The following is a 26,695-nucleotide window of genomic DNA, read 5'->3' as shown; positions in this document are numbered from 1 at the left end:
GGATTTTAAAATCCCAAAAGCCTTTCGACCCCAATTATTTGACTGCTACCCCTTGACAGGTCAAGACAGTATCTACAAGGCTTATTGAGAATGGTGCAACATCTCAGTTTAACTGAATTTACGATACAGTCGATCGATAAACTACTTCGTTTTAGGACTGTATGTGGGAGCATCCCGATTTTGCAAAAAGCGTTTTTGAGGAGTGCGAGTACCTTGCACAGCAAAGCCTACATCTAACCGCGAACACTCCAGTGAAAGCACTCATTTGGATGCTCCCAACACACTTTAAATAGGAGCCGAAAGTATTATGTAAAAACAACTAAATAACACAATCTGATTAACAGGGAGAAACAGATTTTTTTGAGAATCCCCAAGTCATTTTATTGCTTGGTTGGCGGCGGCGAGAGGCAACAATTTTATGATGAGTGATTAACCGAACTCGATATAAAATCTAAAATCTTTCAACTGACCGATCACGCCAAAGTCTAAAATTTAAAATCTAAAATCTAAAATCTAAAATCTAAAATTGATTGCCTTCCCGATTAATTGATGGCCTATCATCTATAACCGATTCACCATCTACTACTATGGCTCATACTCAGTTAAACGACAGCCAGCAAAATTGTCTGCAGCAAACTAAAGTTGCGACTTCCGAAAGAAGATTGAAAGCAGCTTTCAAGCCTTGTACCTACAACTTATCTGTTACCAGAAAACAGCTAATCGGACTGCTGACTTTACAAACAATCTTGCCCGTCGGACTAACGGCAGCAGCACTTTGGCTAACATCAGCAGTTGGAAGCAATCAACTGCAAAATCAAGCAAAATCCGAACTGAGCCTTAGTGAAATCAACTACAATCTCCAACTCGATCGCGCCGCAGACCGTTTGCAAAACTCCTCTGACAGCAAAACAATCGCCCAAACAGCCTTAGCTTACAACAGCGGCAAAAAAATATCATATTTGCAAAAATCTGTCAATCAAATTCTAGAAAATCAAGTCAAAACAGGGGAAATAGACAGCGCGGCATTAGTGGGAAAAAACAGGCAGATAGTGGTTAGCGTCAACCCCAACCAGAAGGAAAAAAGTTTTAATCTGCAAAAAATAGTTGATCGAGTATTCGCTGCAAAAGAGCAAATTACCGCCAGCGAAATCATTGCCAAATCGGAAGTTCAGGAACAATTGGGATCTTTGCCACCCGGAAAAGGCGATCGCCCTGTTCTCCTCCACTACGCAGCAATTCCCATAAAAGATCCCAAAAATCAGACAGTGATTGCTGCCTTAGTGTTAGGAAAAATTATCAGCAAAACTTCGGCAGTTGCTAGCACCGAAACCCTCAAATTACAAGGCGGCGGATATCAGGCTATATACGCACCGCTGGCTGACGGCAAATTTGTCTTGGCAAGTTCGCAAGCAGTTACAACAAACCAACAGTTACCAGACTTGCTGGCAGAGAAATCGCTTCTGAAATCTGCACTCGCCGCCGCCGGCAAACCAGTCGCCGGAAACGTACAAACAGGCAGTCAAACTTATGCAGTAGCTGCCAAATCCCTCGGCAATTTAGCCGGAAAACCCGCAGCAATTTTAGTGCGATTCATCCCCAAAACCTCGATCGCAACTGGCTGGGACAATAACTGGCTGCTGGCAATGTCTGCGGCTGCAGTTGTCCCCTTTGCCTTGGGAGTTGCCGTCACTCGCCGGATTGCCAAACCCGCTAACTCAGATTTATCAACAGTAGACGGGAATTGGGCATCAAACTCCAGCGCCGAACCGCCGCAGCGATCCCGGAAATTTGATCTAATTTATGACAATTTAAATTTCGGCGAATTCCCCGATTTATTCCTTAAAAAATCGAGTTTAGATCGTCAATTAGCCGTAGATTTTCGATATAAAAAATTGGCTGGCGCTGGCCCGCTCGCAAATCCCCACATCCCGCTCGCTTTCCAACCCCTAGAATTGCCCGAAAACTCCATCTCAAACCAGTCGCGGCAGGTAAATACAGAACTAGAAAAAAGCGCGATCGCCTTAAATTTAGTCCAGGAAGCTTGGCAAGACTTAAATCGCCTCAACTTGGAATTGCAGCCAGAAATACTCGATCGCCAAAACACTCAAAAAGCCCTGCGAAAGAGCGAAGCACTGCTGCAAGCGATTTTAGACAACTCAACAGCAGTAATTTACATCAAAGATGTTGACGGAAAATACCTGCTCACCAACCGCCATTTTGACAATTTGTTCGACATCGCAAAAGAGCAAATAACAGGGAAAACCGATGGTGATATTTTTCCCCAAGACAAAGCAGCAGCCTTGCGAGAAAACGACCTGAAAGTTCTCGAATCCTCCTCGCCTCTAACCATCGAAGAAATCATCCCTCAAGACGATGGCCCGCACACTTATATTTCTCTGAAATTTCCTCTCTGCAACTCCGAAGGTAAAGCTTATGCAGTCGGTACAATTTCTACAGATGTGAGCGATCACAAACTTGCCGAACTCACCCTAGAAAAAGCCAAAGCAGAACTAGAAATAGAAGTCGAACAGCGCACCCTATTCCTCAAACAAGCCAATGAACTCTTGCGGTTTGAACTCGCCGCCAGAGTCCGCGGCGCCATCACAGTCAGACAAATGACGGCTCAGGTAGCCCGACACGCCAGAACAGTTGACGGCATTCTCGGCGCTTCTCTTGACCTAATTTTTCTAGTAGATCGATCGGGAAAATACACCTACGTCAGTCGCACCGCCGCTCAAGCTGCCGGCATGAACCCCAGAGAAATGATTGGCAAAACCTGGCAGGAATTAGGCTGGTCGCCAACAATTATGCAGCGGGTTCACCAAGAATGCCACGGCATATTTGCCACAGCCGATCCCGTGAAAGGCGAAGTAATTGTCCCCACGGCAAGCTGGGGAACCCGCGACTACGAGTACATTCTCAGTCCGGTTTGTGCGACAGACGGCAGCGTCGAAGCGGTGGTGGCGACACTGCGGGATATCACTGAACGCAAAGACGCTGAGGAAGCATGGCAGTTGGCGAAAGAAGCCGCAGAACTCGCCAACCGCGCCAAGAGTGCTTTTCTGGCAAACATGAGCCACGAGTTACGCACTCCCCTGAACGCAATTATCGGCTACAGCGATATGCTGGTGGAAGATGCCGAAGAGTTAGGCAACTTAGAGTTAGTCTCGGATTTAGACAAAATTCGCACTGCTGGCAAACACTTGCTGCGGCTGATAGAGGACATTCTAGACATTTCCAAAATTGAAGCTGACAAGATGGAGATTTACCTCGAAAGCTTCGATGTCGGCGGCTTAATCGAGGAGGTGGTAACAACTATCAAACCGCTAATGGATAAAAACGGCAATACTTTGCAAGTATTGAGTTCTGACAATATCGGCGCGATGCACGGCGATTTGATGAAAGTGCGGCAGGTAATGCTGAATTTGCTCAGCAATGCTGCTAAATTTTCTGCTAATGGGACGATCGTGCTTACTTTAGAAAGAATTACCAGTGAAGAATTAAAAAATAAATATCAACCGAGAGTTGCTCAACTGTTAATTTTGGATGCAGATTTTTTAATTTTCCGAGTGACGGACACGGGCATCGGCATGACACCAGAGCAGCAAGAGCGACTGTTCCAACCTTTTACTCAAGCCGACAATTCAACTACTCGCAAGTACGGCGGTACTGGTTTGGGACTGACTATCAGCCAGCGTTTTTGTCAGATGATGGGCGGCGATATTGAAGTTATTAGCGATTTAGATTGCGGTTCTACTTTTACTGTTTGTCTGCCTGCTTCATTGTTTAGGCGATCGGAATTTTAAGAACTCTTGCGCCGATTCGGAGTAAGAAATTCAGTCCTCAAAAATAATTTCCTGAACACTAAATTACTCACTACCAACCTATTTTACAACACTCGATGTTAACAGATAAGTTTTGTACAAAGCCGGCCCTTGCCAATTTATGAATTACCACAATTTTTGCCACAAAAATCAAGTTTACCTCCGCAGGCACGGCATTTTGACAAAAAGTTTATTTTTGTTCCTGATTGCGGTTTCTGCGTGCCTCGGAGCCTTGCTGTGTGAGCAATATGCGGTATTTTCCCAGCAGCCAGTCTGCCCGACTGGCAACGCTGCTAATTTCCCGTCGCCCCCGCTTTCGCAAACAGAAAAAAGCGTGCCAAGTCTGTGGTTAGCTCAAAAACTCTATGGCGGCAAATTGCTCGATCGCTGGTTTGTAGATCCCGGCAATACTTGGGTAATTATCATAGTCAATCGCCAACTTTGGAGTTTGCTCGATTATATGGAACGCTATCAGTTTGTTAACCGCTTTGGCACTGTCGCCAACGATTATGGTTACAATGTGCGAGTTTGCAACCGTCAAGGCACTGCTTTGGCAGTTTATTCGTGCAAGGGCGATCGGCTTAACTGTCGGATTGAGTTAGAATCTCTCTCAAATCCAGGTATTCGAGGCAAACTCAAAGGATTTTAGATTAGTGTCCCTACAAGAGTTAGGACACGGCGCCGTGCCTTTGGGAGTGTCAACAACCAGGTCAAACCCATAGTCCGGAAAGGGTTGAAACCCCTGCCTCAAAGCTAAAGTCGTCTGAAGACGACTAATATCAAATCCGTTAGCATCGGAATAGTAAATTCGAGTTCACTGTTCACTGTGAACCGTCAACACTCAACATCATAAGGAGTGTTACCGGAAATCATATAATGAGTTCTTCAGTCCTCTTTGAGAGGACTTTAGCTATTAGACAGGGGTTTCAACCCCTGGCGGACTCCCGGGATGACTAACGAACTTAAGTTGACACTCCCAAAGACACGGCACCGTGTGCCTACAAGAGCTATGTACCTCACTGTAATTTAACTTCTCACTACTTTCCTAGTTTCTTGCCAGAGCGATCGATATTGGGCAATGCCAGCATCCCCAAAAGGCAGCAGAAAGTCGCTCTTAGCAAGAATCTTAGCATCCGGCAACAACACAGAATTAGTGCGAACAGCTTCCGGCAAATCTTCGGGTTTCATACCGACAATTATCGGCGAACTAGCCTTAGCCAGCAAAGATAATTGAGGAGCAACCCGAGGTTGTAAGCAAAAATCAATCCATTTTTCCACTAAAGAAACTGGATTCCCTGATACTGGTTCTACCCACAAATCTGTCCAAAGTGTAGTTCCCGAAACTGGAATTACTAAAGCAATATCCTTTTGAGTTTGCAGCAGCGGCAGCAAGTCCCCAGAGGAACCTACGGCCAACCAAGTATCGCCTAAAATTAATGGTTGCAGGTAAGCATCAGAACTATAAAGTTTAACTTGTCGGTGCAGATTTGCGAGTTCTTTTTTAAGATTTGGGACTTGATCTAATTGCTGCGTATTGTAAGATTTTCCGAGTTTTTTTAATGTTAAACCGATAACTTCTCTGGCACTGTCCGGCAGAGAAATTCGATCGCGCAATTCTGATCGCCACAAGTCTTTCCAATCTGTCGGAGTCCACCCCAAAGCCTTAAATTTGTCGGTTCGATAGGCAATTACCGTACTTCCCCAGCGGTAAGGTACACCCCAAACGTTTTCTCTCGCATCTAAGAAACCGTCATCGTTTCGCGTTACCAAATTTCGCCACCTTTCGGGCAATTGTGCCCAATTAGGCAACTTAGCAGGATCGATGGGCTTAATCAATTTTTGCCTAATTGCCAAAGTCAGCCAGTAATCTCCCAACATCACCAAGTTAGCTTGATTTTTTGATTGGGGAACCTGTTTCCACTCCTGCAACAGGGCGAATAATTCTTTTAATTGTCCTTCTTGCGTTACCTGCAAAAGCGGAGACGGTTGTACATCGCGGCTAAATTTGCTTACCAGTTGGGCCGGAATACCGTTTTTGAGCGATCGAATTTTGAGAATGGGCTTCGAGTCGCACCCTGCCGCCAATTGACTTAAAGTTAGGGTGGCGGCCCCCAATAGCAAAGACCTTCGTTTCACCTGTCAATCCGCTTTTCTAAATATTGACCGATCGTTTTGTGTTCTACAGCCGGGGAAATAATTGTTTGTCGAGTCCGGTAGTTGGCGCCGATTTGTCTTATTTCTTTTTCAAACACAGAGCCATTGTACTCGGTTCTGCTGCGCTCTGAGTCTGTTTGACTCTTGCCGTGATTCTACCTTCTAACTTGTCGATCGAGCTTTCCGATGCCGAAAACTCCCTCAACTTAACGCCTAATTTCTGTGCTGCAAGTTCCTTTGAGCCAGTTGTGTTCGCCAGCCGGGTCGATCGACTGCATCTGTGTTACATTTTTTAATATAACGAAACAACCAGAGCGCTGCTATCTGCCGTTGGATGAGGCTTTTTACACAACAGAAGTGAAAAATTCTTTTTAAATCGGCGACAGCTTAATAACTAAAAAAACTAAAAATCCATTCATCTGAATCCTGAAAGCACTGGCGAGAGCGAAGTCAATCTAATAGGACTCTCGGCGATCCCACTCTCACAAACCCGACGTTTTAGCTCTGATTGAAGGTTTGAACGAAGTACGGGCGTTAACCCACCCGGTTCCTGTGTCCAAGACTATCTAAAACCTAAAATCTAAAATCTACAATCGACTCACCAATGGCGATCGATTATCTTCAAGCTGGCTCCCTAAATCTACCGTCAGGATTAGGAACACAACAATTACGTCAAAAATTAAATAATTTAGTGATAAATCCAAGTTATGTAAAGATTTACCTAAAATGTAAAGATATTAAGTTACGAGCCAAAGGATGATTGTATGGAAGCGCTCCGCCAGCAAGTTACAGTATTGAGCCAACAAGTCGAGGCCCTCTACAAACTCATAGAAAACCTCAATGAAAAGCTCTTGGAGTCGGCCAAGGAGACGAAGCTGACCCAGCAACAGAGAAACGATCGCTCTGGAACGGTAGGAAATGACAAAACCTCGCCCTATCAAAGCTACAGCAGTCTCGACGGCCTTCTCGAACACAAGGACATACTGTTAGATGACAGCTATTTCGACAAGAATTCTCAAAGCCTGGAAAAAGAGCTGAGCGCAGAGATTCAAATCCAGCGCTTAACAGCTCAGCTAACAGCAGCTTACAATCGAATTGCAGCCTTGGAAGAACAGTTGCTCTCCAAAAGAATGCACTCGCAACATCTAGGCGGGCCTAATTAAATATTGCTAGCGGGGATCGGGTAGTAATCAAAAAAAATACAAGTTGCGTTGATTTATGCTCGTCTACTTATAGATTCATTGCATAGAGTTTTTTATCTCCCGTAATTAGCAGGGAGAATACTGCATCAAAGCCAGATATTGTGTAGAAAATTCTGTAAATCTGAGAGCAAAAATGCTACAGAAAGTGATATAATTATTCAGCCAAAACGAAGCTGGGTGAGCAGCAAAACAATGTTCGCAGCTCGATCGCCGCCTCTGAATTTTTAATGTTTAATTCCTAACATTCCTGGATGCACAGAAAACTAAAAACCCGGTTGGGGAGTGTATTCGTCGTGGCAAAACCCCAATATTTTCAGTAAAAAGCGGGTTTTTTGCCTCCACGACTTTCTAATGTTTAATATCAATTCCGGCTGCGCCGGAATGATCTCAAATCCTTGCTTCAAAAGTCGGGCGTAAAGTCGAATCCCGAGGCCCACAAATAATTCGGGCAATTTTCATTTTTTTGACTCACAGTCAACAGTCAAAAGTCAACAATCATTCCGGTGCCACCGGAATCGATATAATTTCACAGCGCGAGGCTAAAGCTTCAACAGCTTGAAGGAGTTGAGGAGGAGTCCAATTTGCAGCCAAGCCACTGGCGATCGCACAAGCTCCCGCACCGACACCTTCTTTAACATAGCCGCGATCGTAAGCTTGCAGTTGCCCGTAGCGAGATCCAGCAAAACTTAGCTGCGCGGCCAACAAAGGCACACCGCCGATATCTTTAGCAAGTCCTACAGTGTCTCCTGTAGGGTCTTCGGCCACCCAGCGCGTAGTCCCCACCGCGACTTGTTCGGGAATCCAAAAGAGAGCATATTCACGGGCTAAGGCTTGCATCAAAGCGTACACTGCCAGCATTTGCGTGCCCCCAGCCAGAAGCACACCGCAAGTCCGACTCGCGGCGATCGCCATTGCCGCCACCGCTATTTGCATCGGATCGCCCACCGCCGCTACCAATTCCAGGGGAGTGCTGTTTTGTCCGTTAATTTCCCACTCAGCATTATGGAGTCCCGCTGTCACCGCAGCCAATTTTTGAGCGTGATTGCAGCGAGGATGAGAACTATTAACTTTGCCCGCCGCTGCAATACCCAAACCCATTAACACGCCCAAAGCAGTAGTCGTTCCCCCAACCACGCACTCTCCTAAAATTAAATAGCTGCCATTAGTTTGAGCGGCTAATTTAGCTCCCCAAATTAATCCTTGTTCGAGCAAATGTTTGACAGTTTCTAGTTCTAAAGCATTCCCAGAAATCAGACACTTTGCCGGAGTGCCGCCCAAATCAATTGCAGGTACCGGAGGTGGGAGGGGCAAACCAGCATTAAATAGGTAAAGCGGAAGTTCCAAAGCTTCGACTACAGCGCGAGAGATCAGTACCGGCGAGGCACCCGCTTCTAGGGGCGGCAAAGGATATTGGGGCGACGGTTGGGGGCCGTTATACAAAAATTCTGCATCGGCTAAACAAGTAAATTGTCGATCGTGCGGAGTTGCACCTGCTGCTGAAATCCCCGGAATTAAGCCAGTAGCAGTAAATCCTAACACGCAGGCAAATATCGGTTTTTGTCCCCGATAGCGATCGAGCCACCGCTGGCCCTGTTCAATTTCTGTATAAATACCAATCATAAATTAGTCAGTAGTCAGTAGTCAGTAGTCAGCAGTCGTTAGACCTCTGCAATAATTATTGTGGAACAGGCATCTTGCCTGTTCAAGACTTGTTTTGCAAGAGAGGTCTATTAGTTATTAGTCATTAGTTATTTAGTAGAAATTAGCAATGCCCGATGCCCGATGCCCGATGCCCGATGCCCGATGCCCGATGCCCGATGCCCGATGCCCAATGCCCGATGCCCGATGCCCGATGCCCAATAACTACTCTTCATAATCGATCAAAAGTTGCACCCAGTGTGGCGGCCGCGGAATTGGATTTCCCAAACGATCTAACAGCAGCAAAGCTACTAAATGTACTACAAATAAATAGACAATATTGTTAACCAAAATCATCCCGGCGGCGATCGCCCCAATTGTGTTCAAACTCGGTACATTAAGCCAGCCCAGCTTCACAAACACCCATTCCACCATCTCTGTTACCTGGGCGGTTACGTAAACCCATAGATCCTGACCCACCAACGCTGACAGCAGCCAAAACCGAAAAAAGAAGCCTACAGTACCAATGAGAGCGCCCACACTAATAGAGAGTGACCAACTCGCTTTGCGCCTCCAAAGTCCTCCCAGCGCAACTCCCATAACTCCAAAAGGGATCACGTATAAAATGCTCCGCGTCGGGCCCATCAGTACCGACAGCAGCAAACCCGATACCAAAGCTGCCATCCAAGCTGCTCGGTTGCCCCAACGCAAGTAAACTAGGGCGATGGGTATCGGGAAAAAAACCCGCAGCAAAGGCCCTAGCGGAAAGTAATAATTTACCAGCCAAATTAAGCTAGCGGTACTTGCCAAAAAAGCCGTTTCTACAAGCCTTAAAGGCGCTTCCCCAGAGCCGCGCTTCCCCGGATCTGGATTTGGGCGATCGCCAGCCATTGCTGAAATATCGGCGGTTTGCGGCTCGTTATTTGTACTAGGAGAATTACTCGAATTAGACGCAGCATCTGCTGACAAAAAATCACTCATCCGATTTTAGATTTTAGATTTTAGATTTTAGATTTTACGGGACTTAGACCCGATACGGCTGATTCCCGATTTTAGATTTTAGATTTTAGATTTTAGATTTTAGATTTTACGGGACTTGCGCCCGATACGGCTGATTCCCGGTTTCACTGTTTGGATGCCTCGCCGCCAAATTTAATATTGCTCGCAGAAACCGGGTTTAGGTAGGAACGCAAGTCTTATTTTAGATGGATTTTCTCAGCAAAAATTTTCAGCAGCATTATTTTTCGATTTTGACTTCCTGGATTACCAAAACCGAACAAGATGCGTGGTGAACGACATAATTGCTGACGCTGCCGAGGAAAGCTTCTGCGAACCCCGTGCGGCCACGCCTCCCCAACACTATTAAATCTGCGCCCCAATTTTCCGCGGCTTCACAGATACAATGCCCCGGATCGCCGTCCATTTTGCAGTCAAATTCTACCTGCAATCCTTTGTTTGCTGCGGCGTCGCAGTAATTTTTCAGCAAACCCGAAGCGTGTTTTTCCTCCCTTTCCAGCCGCAAACGTTGAGCTTGATAAGCTTGATCCATTAACTCGACATTCATCCCCAAATCTACCGGAATTGGCACTGCCGTCTCCCCCATGGTGCTGACAGTAACGCAGTTAAATAGCATCACCTGGGCGCGATCGTTGAGAGCTAATTCTAAAGCTTGAGTGAAGACGCGGTGGCCCAGTTCAGAATCATCTAAGGCGGCGAAAATTTTCTTAAAACTCACAGCTTTACCTCCTGCGGAAAATCATTCATATCAGTTAGTTAACAGAGAGTGCTTTTGAATTAGATTCAATAAAAAAAAGCAAACTCTGATACTTCTAGACTAACAGACGCTCTAAGGCGTGCAGGTCGGGAATGCACAAAACGTCACGTTCGCGCTGAATAGTTCCTTTTTTTTCCAGCTTGCTCAGCACTCGCGTTACTGTTTCGCGAGCCAGCCCGCTGAGGCTGCTTAATTCTCTGTGTGGCAGGTTCGGTATTTCTGTACCTCCTGTTTCCAGGATTTTTTTGCCTTGCCCCTCGGCCAAAAATAAGAGAATATCTGCTACTCGCGAGGTACTGTCGGACTCTCGCAAACGCAGGCGGCGGTTGACTTGTCGCAGGCGACGCGCCATCAGTTGAGCTAGGCGAATGCCTGCTAGCGGCTCGGTATGAATGAGCTGCACAAAATCCTGAGATGGCATATTGCCGATCAGTGTCGGGGCTAGGGTGATCACATCTGTTGATCGCGGTGCTTCTTCGATCGCGGCCATTTCCCCGAATAATTCTCCTTTCCCTAAAATATTCAGTGTTACTTCTTTTCCGTCTAGGTTGTAGGTGCGAATTTTCACCCAACCATCCAATATAAAATACACTGATGTTCCCCAGTCATTTTCGAGTAAAATCACTTGATTTGACGGATGACTGCGGGTAACGATGTGGACAGTTGCTCTCTCGATTACAGGATCGGGTAATCCTGCAAAAAAAGGAGTAGAAACTATCAATTGATTTATATTAGAATTCGGATCTCGGGTGTTAAAGCGGTCTTCCATGAGGCCATCATTTTAATTTATGCGCTTGAGCTGCGCTGGGCAGTTACAAATAGCTTGCAGCCGAGTCATTCGATTTGAGATTCAAGATTTGAGAAACAAGGATCTAAAATCGGCAATTTTACCTCTAAAGTTTTGCGGTCAAAGGCTCAATATGGTAATTAATAGCCTCAAGCTCTGATTGGGAGCTAGAAACTAAAGAATATACCATAATTTTTTAGATATATACCACTGAGCAAATTTTATTAACAAAATTTTAGCAATGTGGCAAACGACTGAGCTGATCGAATTACCTTTGAAAGCACTCGCTTAGAAAGCTTAACACTGGTGAGAGATTTGTTGTCACTCGGCCCTGCTGTCGAGAAGGCAGAGTCCACGAGCACAAGCCTGCAAGCACGGTAGACAGATCCCAAATCCGAGCAACTGCCTAGAACCTGGCAAATGTCAGCACGATCGGCAAAATCCACAGCCATTGCGAGCCTAAAGACTGGCGCTCTTGGCGAGCCAAACCCACCCACTTCCCAGCAAACTTTTCTGCTACCCCAAGATTATTGTACCATTAGTATCTAGCCACAAATACAGATAAAAGGCTATAATAAAAGGTTACTCAAACCGACTGTAGGGGGACAATCCCGAATCTCGGTATCCCAAATCGCAAATTGTTTGAGGTTTTTTCCAAGTCGGTGAAAGATGAAGACATAGTGGCGCGCCGCCATGCTAACGAAACTCGCGGTGACAGTGTGCGGCCCGCCGTTCAAGCAGGTGAAGGCAAAAGTTCGTCGGGCTCGCAGCTCTTACGAGCAGGAATCAGCCTCCGGGCCGGCAAACTCGCCCCTGAGCCGCAGAATTTGACAGCACTTGCAATTGATAGAAGGAGGCCTTTGGTGCGGAAGTACCGGCTAACCTATCATAGGCAATAGAAGTTATCCGAAGACAAAACGTTAATTAACAGTTGTCAGAAAATATTAGTGAATTATTGACGGACTCGCATTCAGATTATTCTATCTATTGGCATCGCTGCCGCCTGACTTGAGTCTTTTTTCGGTAAAGTTTCTCCCAAGCCGCATTCCCAGAGGTTCCGCCCTTGAATTCTCAGAAGTACAAAATTCAAGCACTGATTGCTGAGATAGACGAGGTACTCAGCAAGCCCGCACCCCGCTTGCCTTGGACGGGTTCTCTTGATACTGTCCACCAGCGCCAACTTTTAGAGCGAGTTCGTGCTTATCTGGTTTCCTCAGACTCAAAGCTAACAGCCCCAAAGGCCCCCGCGCGCCCAAATGTCCGCCCCGAACCAGTTCCAGTTCCCAAAGTGCCTCTGTCCCCCCCTCGCCCCTCAGCAGCAGAGCAAATCATGCTTGCCGTAACCGGAGAAATCAGCCACCTGCGTTCCAGCCTGACAGGGCCGCTCCAAGAAGACATAGAAGCTCTGCGGCAAGAGCAGCAAGCTCTAATTCAAGAAATCAAACAGCTAGAAGCAAAACGGCAGCAGCAACAATCCCTAGCTCAGCAACAAGCCAACCAACAGCAAATCATTGGTGAATTCTTGCAGGTACTGACTGCCCGCTTGGAAGAAACCTTGACTAGCGATTTCTCTCAAATTCTAAGTTCCCTAGAAAATCAGTTATTGCAAAGCAGCGCAGCACCATACTCTTTGGGCAGTGCGCCTGATGAACAATCGGCTATTGACGTAACACTTAACCGACAAACCTCAGAAGAACACCCGCTGCTGACGCCGGCTCAGAGGTTGGAGCAAATGCAACTGTTCCAATCTCATGCTGACAGTCTGCTGATGAGTCTCGATTCTAGGATGGCTATCGTGTTCGAGGCTTTGCAAGCAAATCTGCAAAGCTATCAAGCTTCCTTGAGACAAGAACTCGAAAATATGTACGGTTTGAGCCAGCAGAGCGAGGCGATGTTCGCGGCTTTGGTCAACCACTTGGCGTCACAGTTGGGGCGAGAAGCGTCTTCCTACGTTCAACAGCCGATCGATTTAGCAAATAATCTCGAAACCGTCACCCCAACCGCAGCCGATCAATCTTCTGTCGCTCCCGCCCTTTCAAATACTGCGATCGAGCACTCAGCCGCAGAGACTCAGACGGGAGACTCGGTGCAGGAAATTCGCACCGGTGAATTCGGAGAACAAGACAGATTTCCCTACGCCGGTACAGAAATTTCTCCGCAATACGGACAGTTGAGGCGCGAACGCGACCGCATTCAATCCCCTATTTTGCTCCCGGAGTTGGAAGATAATTTGTTGGGTTCTACACCAGAAATATCTCGAAATGCAACTCGATTTACTGGCGGTGAATCTGAGAATAGGTTAACAGAAAAAGACGAAGAAATTGAGGATTTGTATGCAAGTTTGTTCGCGGGAGAAGCGGTTCCTGAAGTAGAATTACAAAGCGAAACTTTCCCGGTAGAGAATACTGTAATTGAGACCGAAAGTGAAGGTGTAGAATATCAATCGGCGACGGATAAAGAAGCTGCCGAGTCGCTAAAAATGACCGAAGATTTGTTTGTAAATTTGCTGGAGGAAGGCGAATCTCTGGAAGAGATTTTAGTAGATGAAGATTCAGACTTTGTAATGGGTAATTCTGTAGACGCTCTAACTTTAGATAGTGCCGATTTATTTGAACCGCAAGTGGCAACCTTACCTCAAGTTTCAGCAGCACCACCCTCAACTGCTGAGTTGCAAATTGACGCGGACGATCGAGAAAATCTAGAAACGGTTCAAAACCGAGGCGAGCAGTTCGGCGCTACTGTCCCTCAATCAGCAGCTTTGCCGTTGAGAAGGCCTGCCGAAATTAGCCCAAACCTCCCCAGTGCCGAGTCCCGTGTGCCGAGTGCCGGTGACGTTCAAACTGGCGAGTTCGACTCATCCTCGCAACGGCTTGATGATGGGTACATCCAAGCTTCGCCGGACGAGGATTTGCTGCCTGTCGAGGCATTAGAAGATGACCTCGATCGAGCTCTAAATTTGGACAACAATACTCTGGAACTTTTGGAGGCAGACCTCTACAATCTGGAGGGATTGGAAAATACTAGCTTCGGGCGATCGAATTTCTCAGCCGCTAACAACTTGGATTTATCGGCGAGTTCCCCCGAAGGCATTGCAAACAATCCCTTTGCGGAGGCGGCAGAGGAAGAACTCGGCACGCTGGAGGATTTGTTCTCCGATGTGTTGGAACTCTCCTCGGATGATGAACCCTTTGTTTTGGAAGACGAACTTGAGGATGATTTGTTTGCTGAGGAAGACGACTCGAATTTGACGCTAGACGAGATTTTGGCTAGTTTGAGCGAGACCGATCGACCTTTGACTGATTCTCCCCCTGCAGAAACTGCCGAAACTAACGAACTGGGATCGAGTCCTCCAGAAAGTAAAAAAAAAACCTAATTTCGACAGAGAGTAAAGCAGGAGTTGTTGAGGGGAAAACCGATTTTAGCGAGTTTGCCGGGACACAGCAGCAAGACTCGGCTGGGCATTCTGCAGCAGGTGCGATCGCCCCATCCAGAGAACGCCGGAATTCTAGCTGGTATTTGGGCATTGATTTCGGTTCCAGTGGCCTGTCTGCGGCTTTGCTCGATCGCACCAGCGGCGAATTGCACCCGATTTACTGGGAAGCATCGCAGGCTGAGGGTTCCCCAGCAGACGCCAGCTTTCGGATTCCCTCGGCTGCGGTGCTGGCGGAAACAGCCCCAGGTAGCCCCGGGTCAGAGGTGACAGTCAAGTCGGTGGGATTCCGACCCCAGGCTTTGGCTGCTGGAGAATTTTTACTGGAAAATTTTAAATTGCCTTTAAAGGTGGGCATTCCTTATCAGCGGGAGGCTGCTGGGATGTACGAACCGCTGTTGCAGTGGTCGCCCTTGCAGGCTTTTTCGATCGCCTTGCCGCTGCAAGCTGTGCGGGCGCTGCTGGCTACTTTGAATCCTAGTTTGCGGGGACAAAAATTTGACGGATCGGGGGAAGTTTTGGATTCTGCACCAAGGGCGATTTTTGCAGGATTGCCAGTTTCCAATTTAATCTGTAGGGCTTCGGGACTAACGCCAGAAACTCTCGATGCGGCGCTTTTAGACTTGCAGGGTGTAATTTTGGGGACTCCTGCCGGCTGGTCGGATGTTTATATGTTTAATCTGCGGGAGGCGGTTTTGGGCGCGTCTCTGGTGGCTTCTGGTTCGCAAATTTTTGTGGTGGAAGATGCGATCGCCACTTTGCTTGCGGCTGTAACTCCTGTGAAAAATGGCATGGAAGTCGAGTCGTCAGCCGTGGATTCTACTAAGGGCGGTGAAGAAGCTGCACCGCTGACTGTGAATGCTTCCTCTTTTAGCGGGGGAACTTTGATTTTGAATGCGGGGGCGGCGACGGTGGAATTAGCTTTAGTTGAGTTGCCGTCCAATCTTCAAGATTTAACTCGTGCTGATTTTACTTGCCAGAGTTTTGGTTTTGCGGGCGATGCTTTCGATCAGGATATTATCTGTCAGTTGTTGGCTAAAAATGAAACTTGGGGAATGTCGATCGATTTGCCACGTCCGGGGCATCCAGATTTGCCGAACCGCTATCAATTGCAGCAGCGGTTACAAGGTTCTGCTTTTGGTCTGCAATTGTTAGAAGCAGCAAAGCAAATAAAAGTTATTTTGCAACATCAAAAAAGTTTTGCTTTGGATATTGGCCAGCAGCATTGGGATGTGAAGCGCAAAGATTTGGAAAGTCTGGTTTTAGTGCCTTTTGTGCAGCAGTTGAATCGTGAATTGAATGCTTTGCTCAGCCGCGCGGGAATGTCGCCGGCGGGGATTAATCAGGCGATTTGTGCGGGGGGTATGGGTGCTTGGCCTGCGATCGCCCGCTGGTTGCGGCAGAAGCTGCCGAATGCGATCGTGGTTCAAGACCACGAATTGCAGGTCGATCGAGATATTTTTGAGATTGATAATTCTGCATTAAATTCTGTATCTCAAAGTACAAATTCCCCCCCAAAATTTGGTCGAGTTGCCTGCGGGTTGGCGAGTTTGGCTCTCTATCCTCACATTTTGGATGTGTCGCAACAGCAGTACAGCGACTTTTTTCTGCTGTGGGAATTAATGAAGGTTTTGGGCGGGGAAACTTTGAGCTTTCAGGAAATTTTGCAGTTGTTGGAACGCCAGGGCGTGAATACCCGTACCTGCGAACCCCGGATTTTGCGGATTTTGGAAGGAAGTTTGCCGGCGGGACTTGTGCCTGCGGAGGAAGATTTCATGCTGCTGGCCGAGGAGTCGAGGCAAAATCCTGATTGGGAAACAATTTGGGCTGAGCCACTTTTCTTTGAAGATGTCGCACGGGGTTATCGGTTGAATCTCGAACACGCCTTTGTTGTTCGCGAATATTTAGGCAAACTCGCCTCTAGCAGCCAGCAAAAGTTGTTAGAGCCGCTAACACTTGCTTGGGATGTTCGCACTGATATTTATCGCTAAACGGCAAAAAACCCGGTTTCTCAGTAGAATCCTCCCTGTCTTCCGGGAAGAGTCCTAGTCGAAACCAGGTTTTTTTGCGTCTAGGACTAACTTTTTTCTGTAAATGTACGTAAGTTTACATAAACTTTATACGTTTTTATAAAAAATACATAGAAACTTTATAAAAGTGTTATTGGTTTTTAAAGATTGTGCAAAGCTCAGCATTTCAGGTTCTGCAGATTTGAGATGGCTAATAAGATGGACGTAAGAGATCGTTAAACTTGAGACAAATCACATGAAATTTCCGATGGGTGCCTCGTCGAAATCATCATTATCAGAAATGCTGTCCTTATTTTTTCAAGAATATACTTACAAAGTCTGTGTATCAAAACAACAGCATCACCGCTCCGTAACGAGCAAGGTAAAACGGTCGATCGATATTTTGGGTGCGCTGCTGGGACTGGCAATTGCTGCTGTGGTGGCGGTGCCGGTGGCAGTGGCGATGCTGTTGGACAATCCGGGCCCGCTGCTTTACAGTCAAGTCCGCTGCAGCTTCAAAGGGCGACATTTCAGAATATGGAAATTTCGATCGATGGTTGTCGGTGCAGAAAATCTCAAACATTTAGTTAGCAACCAAGCCAAGGGTCACATTTTTAAGAATGAAAATGACCCGCGAATTACCCGCGTCGGCCGCTTCTTGCGGAGCACAAGTTTGGACGAGTTACCTCAATTCTGGAATGTGTTAGTTGGCGACATGAGTTTGGTGGGAACTCGACCGCCAACTCCCGATGAAGTTGCTGCCTATGACGAGTTCCACTGGCAACGTTTAAATGTCAAACCCGGTCTGACTGGGGAGTGGCAAGTCAACGGACGGTCTAGAGTTAAAGACTTTGACGAGATTGTGCGCATGGATCTCGACTATCAGGGCAAGTGGTCTGTTGTCTACGACATCACTCTGATTTGCAAAACAATTTTGGTTGTCTTGAGTAAAAACGGTGCGTGTTAATAGACTTGCTGTTTTGGGTTGTTTTTGGATTTAAAATTTTAGGAAAAAACACGGGATGAAATAGTTGGAAACGGATTAAATATATGTTAATAGAATTAGCGATTGGTGACGCTTACGGTGCGGGTTTTGAATTTGTTGACAAGGATACGATCGAAATGTACAACAATCTCAACGGTTACATCAAGCATCCCCGTCACGACATCCAGCCTGGATGCTACACAGACGATACGCAGATGAGTTTAGCCGTCGCAGAAGCTATCGTCAGCCGAGAACCTTGGACACCAGAACTTTTAGCCAGCAAATTTGTTGCAGCTTTTAACCGCGATCGGCGATTTGGTTATGCTGGGAAGTTTTACAATTTTTTGCTACAAGTTCAAGACGGAAAAGAATTCTTAGAAAAAATTTACTCTGCTAGCGATAAAAGCGGATCGGCGATGCGATCAGGCCCCATTGGCATTTTTCCTACTATTGAAAAAGTCATCGAAAATGCTACCGTTCAAGCTGCAATTACTCACAATACTCCTGATGGCATTAAAGCAGCTATAGCGGCCGCTTTGATGTCCCATTACTTTATTTATCAGCTAGGTTTAAAGAAGAATTTGGGAAATTTTATAGAAAGGCACGTCGCTGGTGAGTGGTCGATACCTTGGCAAGGAGAAGTCAGCGTTAAAGGTTTGGACTGTGTTAGAGCAGCTATTACTGCGGTCATGCGAAATGATAGTATGAGCAAACTGCTCCAAGATTGCATTGCTTTTTCGGGAGATGTTGATACGGTAGCAACTATTGCTTTAGCTGCTGGTTCCTGTAGCAATGAAATTGCCCAAGACTTGCCAGAAAATCTGGTACAAGGATTAGAAAATCAATCTTACGGCAGAGATTATATCAGAAAACTGGATCGACAGTTAATGAATTGCAGGAGCGACTTCTGACTTCTTCCTGAGATAGGTTACATCCGTTAAATCCCTTACACTGCTTCGTTGCCGAACTTCTTTCTATTAGGACTAAGACCAACTGTCACAAATAGGGTTAAATTTTAGGTATGTAGTTGCGCTTTAGCGCTCTTAGCTTAGGAAAGAGCGCTAAAGCGCAACTACATACCTTTGTTTGATTTTGCCGTTGGCCTTAGTCATATCTCTTATGAATTTGCCTAATTTGATCACTTTTTCTCGCTTGCTTGGAGTACCTTTCCTGCTCTACGGTTTGTACGACCCAAGCGCTCAAAGCCGCTGGATTTGCACCGCAATTTTTGTGGTAGCTGCAGCTACTGATTGGCTGGACGGCTATTTGGCTAGGAAGCTGAATCAAATTACCGATTTGGGTAAGTTTCTCGATCCTTTGGTGGATAAATTGTTGGTCCTCGCGCCGCTTTTAGTGTTGATTGAGTTGGGCAGAGTCCCGGCTTGGGGGGTATTTTTGATTTTGGGCAGGGAGTTGACTATTGCGGGGTGGCGTGTTAATAAAACTACGATTTCGGGAGCTAATATTTGGGGCAAATTGAAGACGGTGAGTCAGATTGTGGCGATCGCACTTTTAATTGCTCCTTTGTCTGAAGCGTGGAATTTTCCCGCAGAAATTGCTTTTTGGGTTTCTGTGGCTTTAACTTTGATTTCTGGCGCTATTTATCTATGGCCGGAAAAGACTGCCGAGGAGAAGTAAATCGGTTTTATTTAAACCGCAGATGAACGCGGATTAACCCAGATAAAAACTTCGATATATTTGTATGGACACGGCAATGCCGTGTCCTAGCCGTAGCTTAATAATGAGTCCCCGATTTCCGGTAATGCACCGCTGTCACGCCGTCATTTTGCAGCAAATGACCGTTGTCAACCGCCGCATAAACTACCCAGTGATCGCCGCATTCCATCCGACTTATCACTTCGCATTCCAGATAAGCTAGAGCATCAGTCAAAACGAGACACCCGTTGCTAGCTTCCATTGTTTCGACTCCGGCAAATCTGTCTTCTCCCGGAGCAAAGTTTTTCATGAAATACTTCCGCAACTGTCGCCCTTCTGCTAAGATGTTGAGCACAAATTTATCTCCGGCATACATCAAAGATTCGATCGATCGATCTTTCGCCACCGCAATCGTCACGCCAGGGGGATTAAAAGTTGCTTGCGACACCCAGGAAGCCAGCATCGCACTGGTGACATCCTCCCGCTTCGCCGAGACTACGCACAGCGAACCTACGAGTCTCCCTACTGCTTGTTCAGTGCGATCGCTTCCTGCTGCTAACTGCGGTTTCGGTGCCCGCAATTTTTGCGATCGAATCAAAGCTTGAGCAAAATCTGTTCCCACATCTGTGCACTCGTGAATCGTCGCCGCCGTCGGCTTAAATTTGGCTCGAATCGGCTCAAATCCAATTCTATAGCCAGCATCCTTCAGCTTGTTTTCCACTAAGTCGATCGCCTCTCCACTCCAGCCAAAAGAACCGAAAACCCCCGCTAATTTGCTCTTAGTTGCGGTAGATAAAACAATTCCCAAAGCCGTTTGAATTTGCGTCGGAGCGTGTCCTGCTAGCGTCGGGGTTCCTATAATAAATCCCGCGCATTTTTCGATCGCCTCTTTAATTTCTCCCGGTTCGGCAAATTCGCAGTTGATACTTTCCACCGCAACGCCGGCTTTCGTAATTCCTCTGGCGATCGCCTGGGCTAAAGTAGCCGTATTTCCGTAAGCCGAAGCATAAATCAAAGCAACTGTCAAGTCTTTTGAATTTTGTTGCTGGCTCCATTCCCGATACAAATTGCTCAGTTCATTAAGGCCGTAACGGACGATCGGGCCGTGACCGGGAGCATAAAATGCTGCTGGTAAATCGGCGAATTTATCCATTGCCGTCAGCACTTGTTTTGCCTGAGATGCGTGCAGGGAATCGTAATAATAGCGCCGATCTTCGCTGTAAACGCTCCACCCTTCATCGAATACTTGGTCGCCACAAACGTGAGCTCCAAATAGTTTGTCAGTGAACACGATTCGAGTGTGCGGATCGTAGGTGCAAAGTTGATCGGGCCAACGGGGAGTTGGAGTCGCGATGAATTTTAAGGCGTGACCTTTTCCTAAGTTGAGAGTTTCTTCTCCCCGAACGATCATAATGTTTAATTCTTGGTCGGGGAAAGCGGCCCGCAAACTAATTGCGGCGGGATTAGTGCAAACCAAAGCTACTTCAGGAGCTAAGTCTAACAGAGCTTTAATTGTTACTGACCTGTTAGCATTGAAATGCCCCAAAATTATGTAATCCAGCTTGGTCAAGTCCACCCGTTTCTGCAAAAATTCCAGGTAATTTTCAGTAAAAGATTCCCCCGGCGGGTCGAACAAAGCAGTCTTGTCAGCTTGAATAATATAGCTATTGGCTGTCGTCCCCTTTTGCAGCGAATACTCGACTTCAAATTTGAGTCTGTCCCAAGTGCGCGATCGCACAATAAAAGTATCGAGTGCGATCGGGATAAACTGCACGTCGCGGGGTTTGGTATCAGAAGCCAGTCTTGGAGTCAAAGTGTTAGTCATTAATTGCACCTATGAGAAACTGAACTACAGAACTTCTTTTGATTTCGTGCCAAAACTTGGTATCTACAATGTCAAACTTTGCACCTCTACCCTGTAAATTGGTATCCAGGTCAGTCAGAAATTCCCGGGTTTTCAAATCATCCCCAATTTGGATAAAGCTCACTCCAATTTCTTCATCTTTCTCTATTTTATTTGCCGCACTTACAATAATTTCAGCGACAGCAGCGGTATTTTCTGGTTTTTGATCTAGGACTGCAACAATTATTGCTCCTTTCTTCCCTTTGCCATCTGTTTTGTTTGTGAAATAATCGCTAAAAGTTGCTTTCAGAGCTTCTTCCAAATGAATGGTAGTCGGCTTTGCTGAATCCGGTTCCGTATTTTGTCGCTGCAAAATTTCAGCTAACCGGGCAACATTAGAATTTTTATACTTCCACATAGGAGTAGAAGCTTCGTAAAGAGTGATGCCGTCGCTGTCAAATTGCTGACATTTTTTTGCTAAGTCGATCAGAGATGCCTGTGCTTCTACCCATTCCTCATACCAAGGATGTTGAGGGTCTCTGCTGGCATCGCTTCTGGCAATAATAATTGTGTAATCTCGGTCTTCTAAAAGATTGGCAGGCATTGGCAATTCCCCTAGTGAAAATGGAGAAGCAAAAGGTAAGAAAAGGCTTATGGCGCACCGTAATTTTAGCTGCCGGTAAGGTTCGCCATAAGCACCCCACGTTGAGAGTTTTTGCGTAGGTAAGATGCCGCATAAGCACCCGAACTTCCTACCTAATAATGATTTCCGACCTTGCGGTGGTGAACTGCCGGCAGTGCATCGGGATTGGATACGCGGCCGCTATCGACGATCGCATATACGATATGATGATCCGAAAGTTCCATCCGGCTGACTACTTGGCATTCCATGTACGCCAAAGCATCCGTCAAAATCGGAGAACCATTGGTGGCTGGTTGAGTTTTAACTCCGGCAAATCGATCCGCACCAGGAGCAAAACGCTTTAAAAAGTGCCTCATCAAAGTTTGATAATTGCCTTCTTCGAGCACGTTGAGAACAAATTTATCTCCCGCGTGCATCATCGATTCAATAGCCCGATCCTTCGCAACTGCTATTGTTAAACCCAGCGGTTTAAAGCTAGCTTGAGTTACCCAAGAAGCTAGCATCGCACCGCTAACATCACCTTTTTGAGCGGTGATGATGTACAGTCCGCCGCTGATTCGTCCCAAAGCTTTATCGAGGTCGCTGTCGAGGGATTTCATCTGTTTGACTGCTTTGTCGCGCGTCAGCCACTGTCCCAAGTCGGTGCCGGCTTCGTCGCAAAGTTGATAACTCGCTTCTGTCGGTGATTCTTTAATTAAAATGTTGGGAAATGCTTCTTTTAAACCCAACTCTTTGAACTTGTTTCGCAGCGGGTAAATAGATACGTCATCGCCGCCGCCAGATTCGCACAAACCGAAAGATTGTTTGTTGTTAGCTGCAACTAAAATTGTGTTGATTGCGGCTTCGGCATTCACCGCAGCAGTACCGCCACTCGGTGGCGAACAAATTACGATGCCGGCAGCATTACCGACAAGTTCCGCAACTTCTTGTAAGTCGGCGATTCTCAAGTCCATCATTTCCACAGCGACACCGGTTTTGGTGATACCGTGGGCGATCGCTTGGCTGAGTCGATCGCTAAATCCGTAGTCGGAGGTGTAAAATACCGCTACAGTGGTTTCTGCCTTAGCTTGCGCTTGGCTCCACTTTTTGTAGCGTCCGGTAAGTTCCACCACATTGTGCCGCAGCAGCGGGCCGTGACCGGTCGCAACTGTACCGATTTCTCCCAATTCTGCCATCCGCTTCATCGCAGCGAGTACCGATCGAGCATTGGGAGCCATCAAACACTCATAATAAAAGTGGTAATCTTCCTCAACTGCTGCTAAATCGTCATCGAAGGTGCTGTCGGAACAGTAGTGCATCCCGAAAGCATCGCAGGTGAACAGCACTTGAGTTTTGCTGTCGTAGCTGAAAATAGTATCGGGCCAGTGTAAGTTCGGCGCCGATACGAATTCGATAATGTGGCCGTTTCCTAAATCTAGTTTGTCCCCGTTTTTTACTACCAATCGCTCAAATGGTTGGTGTACAAGGTTTTCTAAAAATTGAATTGCTACTTTCGCCCCCACGACAATCGCTTGGGGTGCCAGCGCCAGCACGTCTTTGACTAAACCGCTGTGGTCTGGCTCGGTGTGGCTGATAATTAGATAGTCAATCTCTTTCGGGTCAATTTCCCCCGTCAGAGTATCAATGTATTGTTGGCGAAACTTCTCGTGCGAGGTATCGACGAGGGCGGTTTTTTCACCGCGAATGATGAATGAGTTGTAAGTTGTACCGTTTTTGAGTCCGAATTCGATGTCAAAGCGGTCTCTATCCCAGTCCAGGCATCGAATTGCCGTTGTATCAGGGGCAATTTCGACTTTTTCCACCGTCAATCTGCGTTGGACTCGTTCAGTCAGCGCTACCATCAGTGCCTCCTTGTCTTTTACCCATTACCTTATTGTCTTCATTCTGACACGTTTCTTTTGTAAATCTTTATAAAATTTCTTATGAGGCTGTTAAGTATCCCAAAAGTTATGGCATAAGGCAGTTCGGCAACGCGCACTGAATCGGGATATAACGGATTTGAGGAAGAAGGAAAATTCAATAAAATCAATTTTGGGTCTATAAATAGTTGACAAAAAACAGAGTTATGTGGTAATAAAACTGAGTTCTATCGGTTGGGAGATCGCCTCTGTAGAAGACTATCAGTCAAATGCGATCAAATGCGATTCTCGATCGCGCGGCAATTTGGATTAGCGAGAATGACTTGGCATTTAAGTCAACCTAATCAAACGTCAAATGCGATCGCGCTTTCTTATCCCCGATGTCTTTAAGAAGTCGGGAATTTGGGGATAATGATAGAAGAAAAAATTTTCCAATCCGCAATCAAAAAATTACTCATTGATGTAAAGCTATGTCTGAAAGTTCCTTTGAGAAAACTAATTTTGGTTGGCAATTAGGACAGTCGCAACAGCGATTGCAGGAGTGGTGGGAACTAAAAACTGCCCAAAATATACCGAATGTCAAATTGCCATCTTGGTTTGATTCCCCCATCTTAGGGGCGATCGCTAAAGCCACCTTTTGGTTAATCTTAGCATTGCTCGCAGTCTGGGCGAGTTGGCAGATTTGGCAACTGTTACGTTTTTATATTCATAATTTCAAAAAGAGGAATCAAACAACTGATGGAAGTGCGAAAAAAACCATTAACGATTTGTCGGTAGCAGAGTGGTTGTTGCGATCGCAAAATTTGCAGCAACAAGGGAAATACCGCCAAGCTTGCCGCTGTCTTTACATGGCGGTGTTGCAGCGGTTAAATGATGCGGGAACCGTAGTTCACCAACCCAGTCGCACTGATGGCGAATATTTGGAATTAATCCAGCAATTACCCCAGCCAGTGCCTTACGAAACTGTGATAACAATACATCAGCAACTATATTTCGGGAATACAGAAGCTTCCGCCTCAACTTTTGAACAGTGTCAGCAAGCTTATCAACAAATTAAGGATTAAGTAGGTAAACGCAAAAAAACAATAATATCCAATCGATAATTTTATGGTCTGGTTTTACCAACAATAATTACCAAAAACCGACAATCTCAAAAACCCCCACCCAATACCAAATCGCCATCTACTTCTTTCAATATACAAGGGTTCAAGGTCGTACTCGAATAACGCGCGTAGCATCTAAGAGTACGACCTTGAAAGGGTGCTATCAGACCGGAGTAGCAAATGGGTTGAAGGTGACGAAACTAGCACCAGCAATGGGATTCGGGTCGAGACCGCCTACAATCATGTCTGTAGGTGAATCCCATTAGTTGTCGGTGCCAGCGACTGTCACACAGCGAAGATTTTACCCGCGTACCTCGCTTTCTTGAAAAAAGCTGTAGTGAGGAATCAGACTGATAAAAAGCATTTAACTACTTGCGGGACATATTAGTAGAGCAAGGATTCCTCGCCCTACTAATAGCCTTAGATGAGAGTGATACTTGTTGCCGCTGTACTGCCGAAACTGTAGCCCGCAGTGGGGTTAGCAAGACCTAAGCGCACAATCCCATTATTGGTACTAAATAGGTTGTCTTGAAGAGTAAAGGTTTGGCTGAGTTGGCCGTCGGCGAAGGACAACGTGCCGCCAGTGGGGCCGCCCGGGTTAAGCAGGTAGTCGGTACCATATACAGGTGCAGGGCCGGCGCCTGGAGTCCCCGCCAGAATAATATAATCAATCGATGCTGCACCCAAGCCGCTTGAGCGAGTAACTGTAACCGTTGTGCTGCCCCCCTGAGTGCCGATCGAGCCGTAATCAGACGCACTATACTGGAAGACATTGCCAGATGCACTGCTGCTACCGTCAATAATGTCTAGTCTTGCTGTTGACGGAGTGCCGACGGGGCCGTTATTGAGATATAGGTTAACACTCTCAGTCATTTCAGGCACAGTATCAGCATTGACAAAGAGGTTGAACGTCGTGGAAGTTACCCCAGGGCCAAAGGTGAGTACACCAGCAGTAGACGCATAATCAGCCGCAGTTCCTCCAGTTGATAGGGCGCTGCCGTCAAGAGTACTGTAGCTAATGGTTCCGGCAGCCGTACTGGGACCGATGCGATTGACTGTCACCGTAGCAAAGCCAGATGATTCCGGAGTGGTGAAAGTAGCCGCACTAAAAACAAACTGGGTTGCTGTTGATGTTGCTGGAGTTGGAGCCGGCGTCGGCGCCACAGTTGTTGACGCCACATCATTAATCGTCAAAATTGACGGACTACTGACATTGCCACCGAAGAGCACCAAATTCACCGTTTCCGCCGATTCCGAAATCGCATCAGTCAAAGTCGGCACGGTGAAACTAGCAGTTGTTTGCCCCGCAAGAAAATTCAACACCCCCGTCACCGAAGTGTAATCTGCAGCAGTGCCTGAACTTGCCGAACCGTCAAGAGTCTGGTAGCTAATGGTTGCAGCCTCCGTGCCACCGGTGCGAGTAACGTTAATCGTAGCCGGGCTACCTTCAGCCACGGTGTAATTTGGTTGGGCGAACTGGAAAAGACTTGGAGATGTCGGCGTCGGAGTTGGCGCCACAGTTGTTGACGCCACATCATTAATCGTCAAAATTGACGGACTACTGACATTGCCACCGAAGAGCACCAAATTCACCGTTTCCGCCGATTCCGAAATCGCATCAGTCAAAGTCGGCACGGTGAAACTAGCAGTTGTTTGCCCCGCAAGAAAATTCAACACCCCCGTCACCGAAGTGTAATCTGCAGCAGTGCCTGAACTTGCCGAACCGTCAAGAGTCTGGTAGCTAATGGTTGCAGCCTCCGTGCCACCGGTGCGAGTAACGTTAATCGT

Annotated in this window: 21 protein-coding genes; 11 read left to right on the top strand and 10 right to left on the bottom strand. The window is 46.7% G+C overall.

Annotated features, from left to right (window positions below):
• Positions 1-587: 587 nt before the first annotated feature.
• Together QUA77_RS24895 and QUA77_RS24890 are read left to right on the top strand one after the other, a co-directional pair.
• Positions 588-3,806, top strand: a complete 3,219-nt coding sequence (locus tag QUA77_RS24895; RefSeq protein ID WP_333453153.1) for a PAS domain-containing protein — start codon at positions 588-590, stop codon at positions 3,804-3,806.
• 139 nt (positions 3,807-3,945) lie between these two features.
• Positions 3,946-4,473: a hypothetical protein gene (locus QUA77_RS24890; RefSeq protein WP_333042884.1), complete on the top strand. Its 528-nt coding sequence runs from the start codon at positions 3,946-3,948 to the stop codon at positions 4,471-4,473.
• A 377-nt stretch (positions 4,474-4,850) separates the two neighbouring features.
• Here the strand turns inward: QUA77_RS24890 and QUA77_RS24885 are convergent, their stop codons facing one another.
• On the bottom strand, positions 4,851-5,960 hold the full coding sequence (locus tag QUA77_RS24885; protein ID WP_333453150.1) for an extracellular solute-binding protein: 1,110 nt from the start codon (positions 5,958-5,960) through the stop codon (positions 4,851-4,853).
• A gap of 167 nt (positions 5,961-6,127) precedes the next feature.
• On the opposite strand from QUA77_RS24885, the gene QUA77_RS24880 reads away from it, so the two are divergent.
• Positions 6,128-6,274, top strand: coding sequence for a hypothetical protein (locus QUA77_RS24880; protein WP_333453149.1), 147 nt, complete (start codon positions 6,128-6,130; stop codon positions 6,272-6,274).
• Positions 6,275-6,742: 468 nt separating this feature from the next.
• Complete coding sequence (locus QUA77_RS24875; RefSeq protein WP_333042890.1) at positions 6,743-7,141, top strand: hypothetical protein; 399 nt, start codon at positions 6,743-6,745, stop codon at positions 7,139-7,141.
• 534 nt (positions 7,142-7,675) lie between these two features.
• Here QUA77_RS24875 and cobT read toward each other — a convergent pair.
• The 5 genes from cobT to QUA77_RS24850 form a co-directional block, all read right to left on the bottom strand.
• A complete protein-coding gene (cobT, locus tag QUA77_RS24870) occupies positions 7,676-8,800 on the bottom strand; it encodes a nicotinate mononucleotide-dependent phosphoribosyltransferase CobT (RefSeq protein ID WP_333453147.1) in 1,125 nt (374 codons plus the stop codon).
• A gap of 128 nt (positions 8,801-8,928) precedes the next feature.
• Positions 8,929-9,054 (bottom strand): hypothetical protein, encoded by a 126-nt coding sequence (locus tag QUA77_RS24865; protein ID WP_333453145.1) that lies wholly within the window; start codon positions 9,052-9,054, stop codon positions 8,929-8,931.
• The gene (locus tag QUA77_RS24860; RefSeq protein ID WP_333453143.1) at positions 9,044-9,799 is read right to left on the bottom strand and encodes a DUF2232 domain-containing protein; all 756 of its coding nucleotides are present in this window, start codon (positions 9,797-9,799) and stop codon (positions 9,044-9,046) included. The genes QUA77_RS24865 and QUA77_RS24860 overlap by 11 nt, the downstream gene beginning before the upstream one ends.
• Before the next feature lie 256 nt (positions 9,800-10,055).
• On the bottom strand, positions 10,056-10,553 hold the full coding sequence (locus tag QUA77_RS24855) for a universal stress protein (RefSeq protein WP_333453141.1): 498 nt from the start codon (positions 10,551-10,553) through the stop codon (positions 10,056-10,058).
• A 94-nt stretch (positions 10,554-10,647) separates the two neighbouring features.
• On the bottom strand, positions 10,648-11,361 hold the full coding sequence (locus tag QUA77_RS24850; RefSeq protein ID WP_190663937.1) for a Crp/Fnr family transcriptional regulator: 714 nt from the start codon (positions 11,359-11,361) through the stop codon (positions 10,648-10,650).
• A 711-nt stretch (positions 11,362-12,072) separates the two neighbouring features.
• On the opposite strand from QUA77_RS24850, the gene QUA77_RS24845 reads away from it, so the two are divergent.
• The 6 genes from QUA77_RS24845 to pgsA all read left to right on the top strand — a co-directional run bounded on the left by QUA77_RS24845 (position 12,073) and on the right by pgsA (position 19,441).
• Complete coding sequence (locus QUA77_RS24845; protein WP_333453139.1) at positions 12,073-12,210, top strand: hypothetical protein; 138 nt, start codon at positions 12,073-12,075, stop codon at positions 12,208-12,210.
• A gap of 232 nt (positions 12,211-12,442) precedes the next feature.
• Positions 12,443-14,752 (top strand): hypothetical protein, encoded by a 2,310-nt coding sequence (locus QUA77_RS24840; RefSeq protein WP_333453137.1) that lies wholly within the window; start codon positions 12,443-12,445, stop codon positions 14,750-14,752.
• Positions 14,753-14,895: 143 nt separating this feature from the next.
• Complete coding sequence (locus QUA77_RS24835; protein ID WP_333453136.1) at positions 14,896-16,800, top strand: hypothetical protein; 1,905 nt, start codon at positions 14,896-14,898, stop codon at positions 16,798-16,800.
• Positions 16,801-17,074: 274 nt separating this feature from the next.
• Positions 17,075-17,785 (top strand): sugar transferase, encoded by a 711-nt coding sequence (locus QUA77_RS24830; protein ID WP_333453134.1) that lies wholly within the window; start codon positions 17,075-17,077, stop codon positions 17,783-17,785.
• An 83-nt stretch (positions 17,786-17,868) separates the two neighbouring features.
• Entirely contained in the window at positions 17,869-18,714 is an 846-nt protein-coding gene (locus QUA77_RS24825) for an ADP-ribosylglycohydrolase family protein (protein ID WP_333453132.1), read from the top strand.
• A 208-nt stretch (positions 18,715-18,922) separates the two neighbouring features.
• Positions 18,923-19,441, top strand: coding sequence for a CDP-diacylglycerol--glycerol-3-phosphate 3-phosphatidyltransferase (pgsA, locus tag QUA77_RS24820; RefSeq protein WP_333453131.1), 519 nt, complete (start codon positions 18,923-18,925; stop codon positions 19,439-19,441).
• 97 nt (positions 19,442-19,538) lie between these two features.
• On the opposite strand, the gene QUA77_RS24815 is transcribed toward pgsA, so the two are convergent.
• The 3 genes from QUA77_RS24815 to QUA77_RS24805 all read right to left on the bottom strand — a co-directional run bounded on the left by QUA77_RS24815 (position 19,539) and on the right by QUA77_RS24805 (position 23,786).
• Positions 19,539-21,284: a diflavin flavoprotein gene (locus QUA77_RS24815; protein WP_333453129.1), complete on the bottom strand. Its 1,746-nt coding sequence runs from the start codon at positions 21,282-21,284 to the stop codon at positions 19,539-19,541.
• A complete protein-coding gene (locus tag QUA77_RS24810; protein ID WP_333453127.1) occupies positions 21,277-21,906 on the bottom strand; it encodes a hypothetical protein in 630 nt (209 codons plus the stop codon). The genes QUA77_RS24815 and QUA77_RS24810 overlap by 8 nt, the downstream gene beginning before the upstream one ends.
• A 152-nt stretch (positions 21,907-22,058) precedes the next feature.
• Positions 22,059-23,786 (bottom strand): diflavin flavoprotein, encoded by a 1,728-nt coding sequence (locus QUA77_RS24805; RefSeq protein ID WP_333058904.1) that lies wholly within the window; start codon positions 23,784-23,786, stop codon positions 22,059-22,061.
• A 488-nt stretch (positions 23,787-24,274) separates the two neighbouring features.
• Between QUA77_RS24805 and QUA77_RS24800 the strand changes: the two genes are divergently transcribed.
• Entirely contained in the window at positions 24,275-24,868 is a 594-nt protein-coding gene (locus QUA77_RS24800) for a DUF4129 domain-containing protein (protein ID WP_333037269.1), read from the top strand.
• Positions 24,869-25,327: 459 nt separating this feature from the next.
• Here the strand turns inward: QUA77_RS24800 and QUA77_RS24795 are convergent.
• Positions 25,328-26,695 (bottom strand): Calx-beta domain-containing protein (locus QUA77_RS24795; protein ID WP_333453125.1); only part of this gene is annotated, 1,368 nt, incomplete at its 5' end.

This window comes from Microcoleus sp. K5-D4 (assembly GCF_036704575.1).
GTDB lineage: Bacteria > Cyanobacteriota > Cyanobacteriia > Cyanobacteriales > Microcoleaceae > Microcoleus.
Note: the sequence above shows the minus strand (reverse complement) of the source record. Positions and strands in the feature narration are given on the sequence as shown.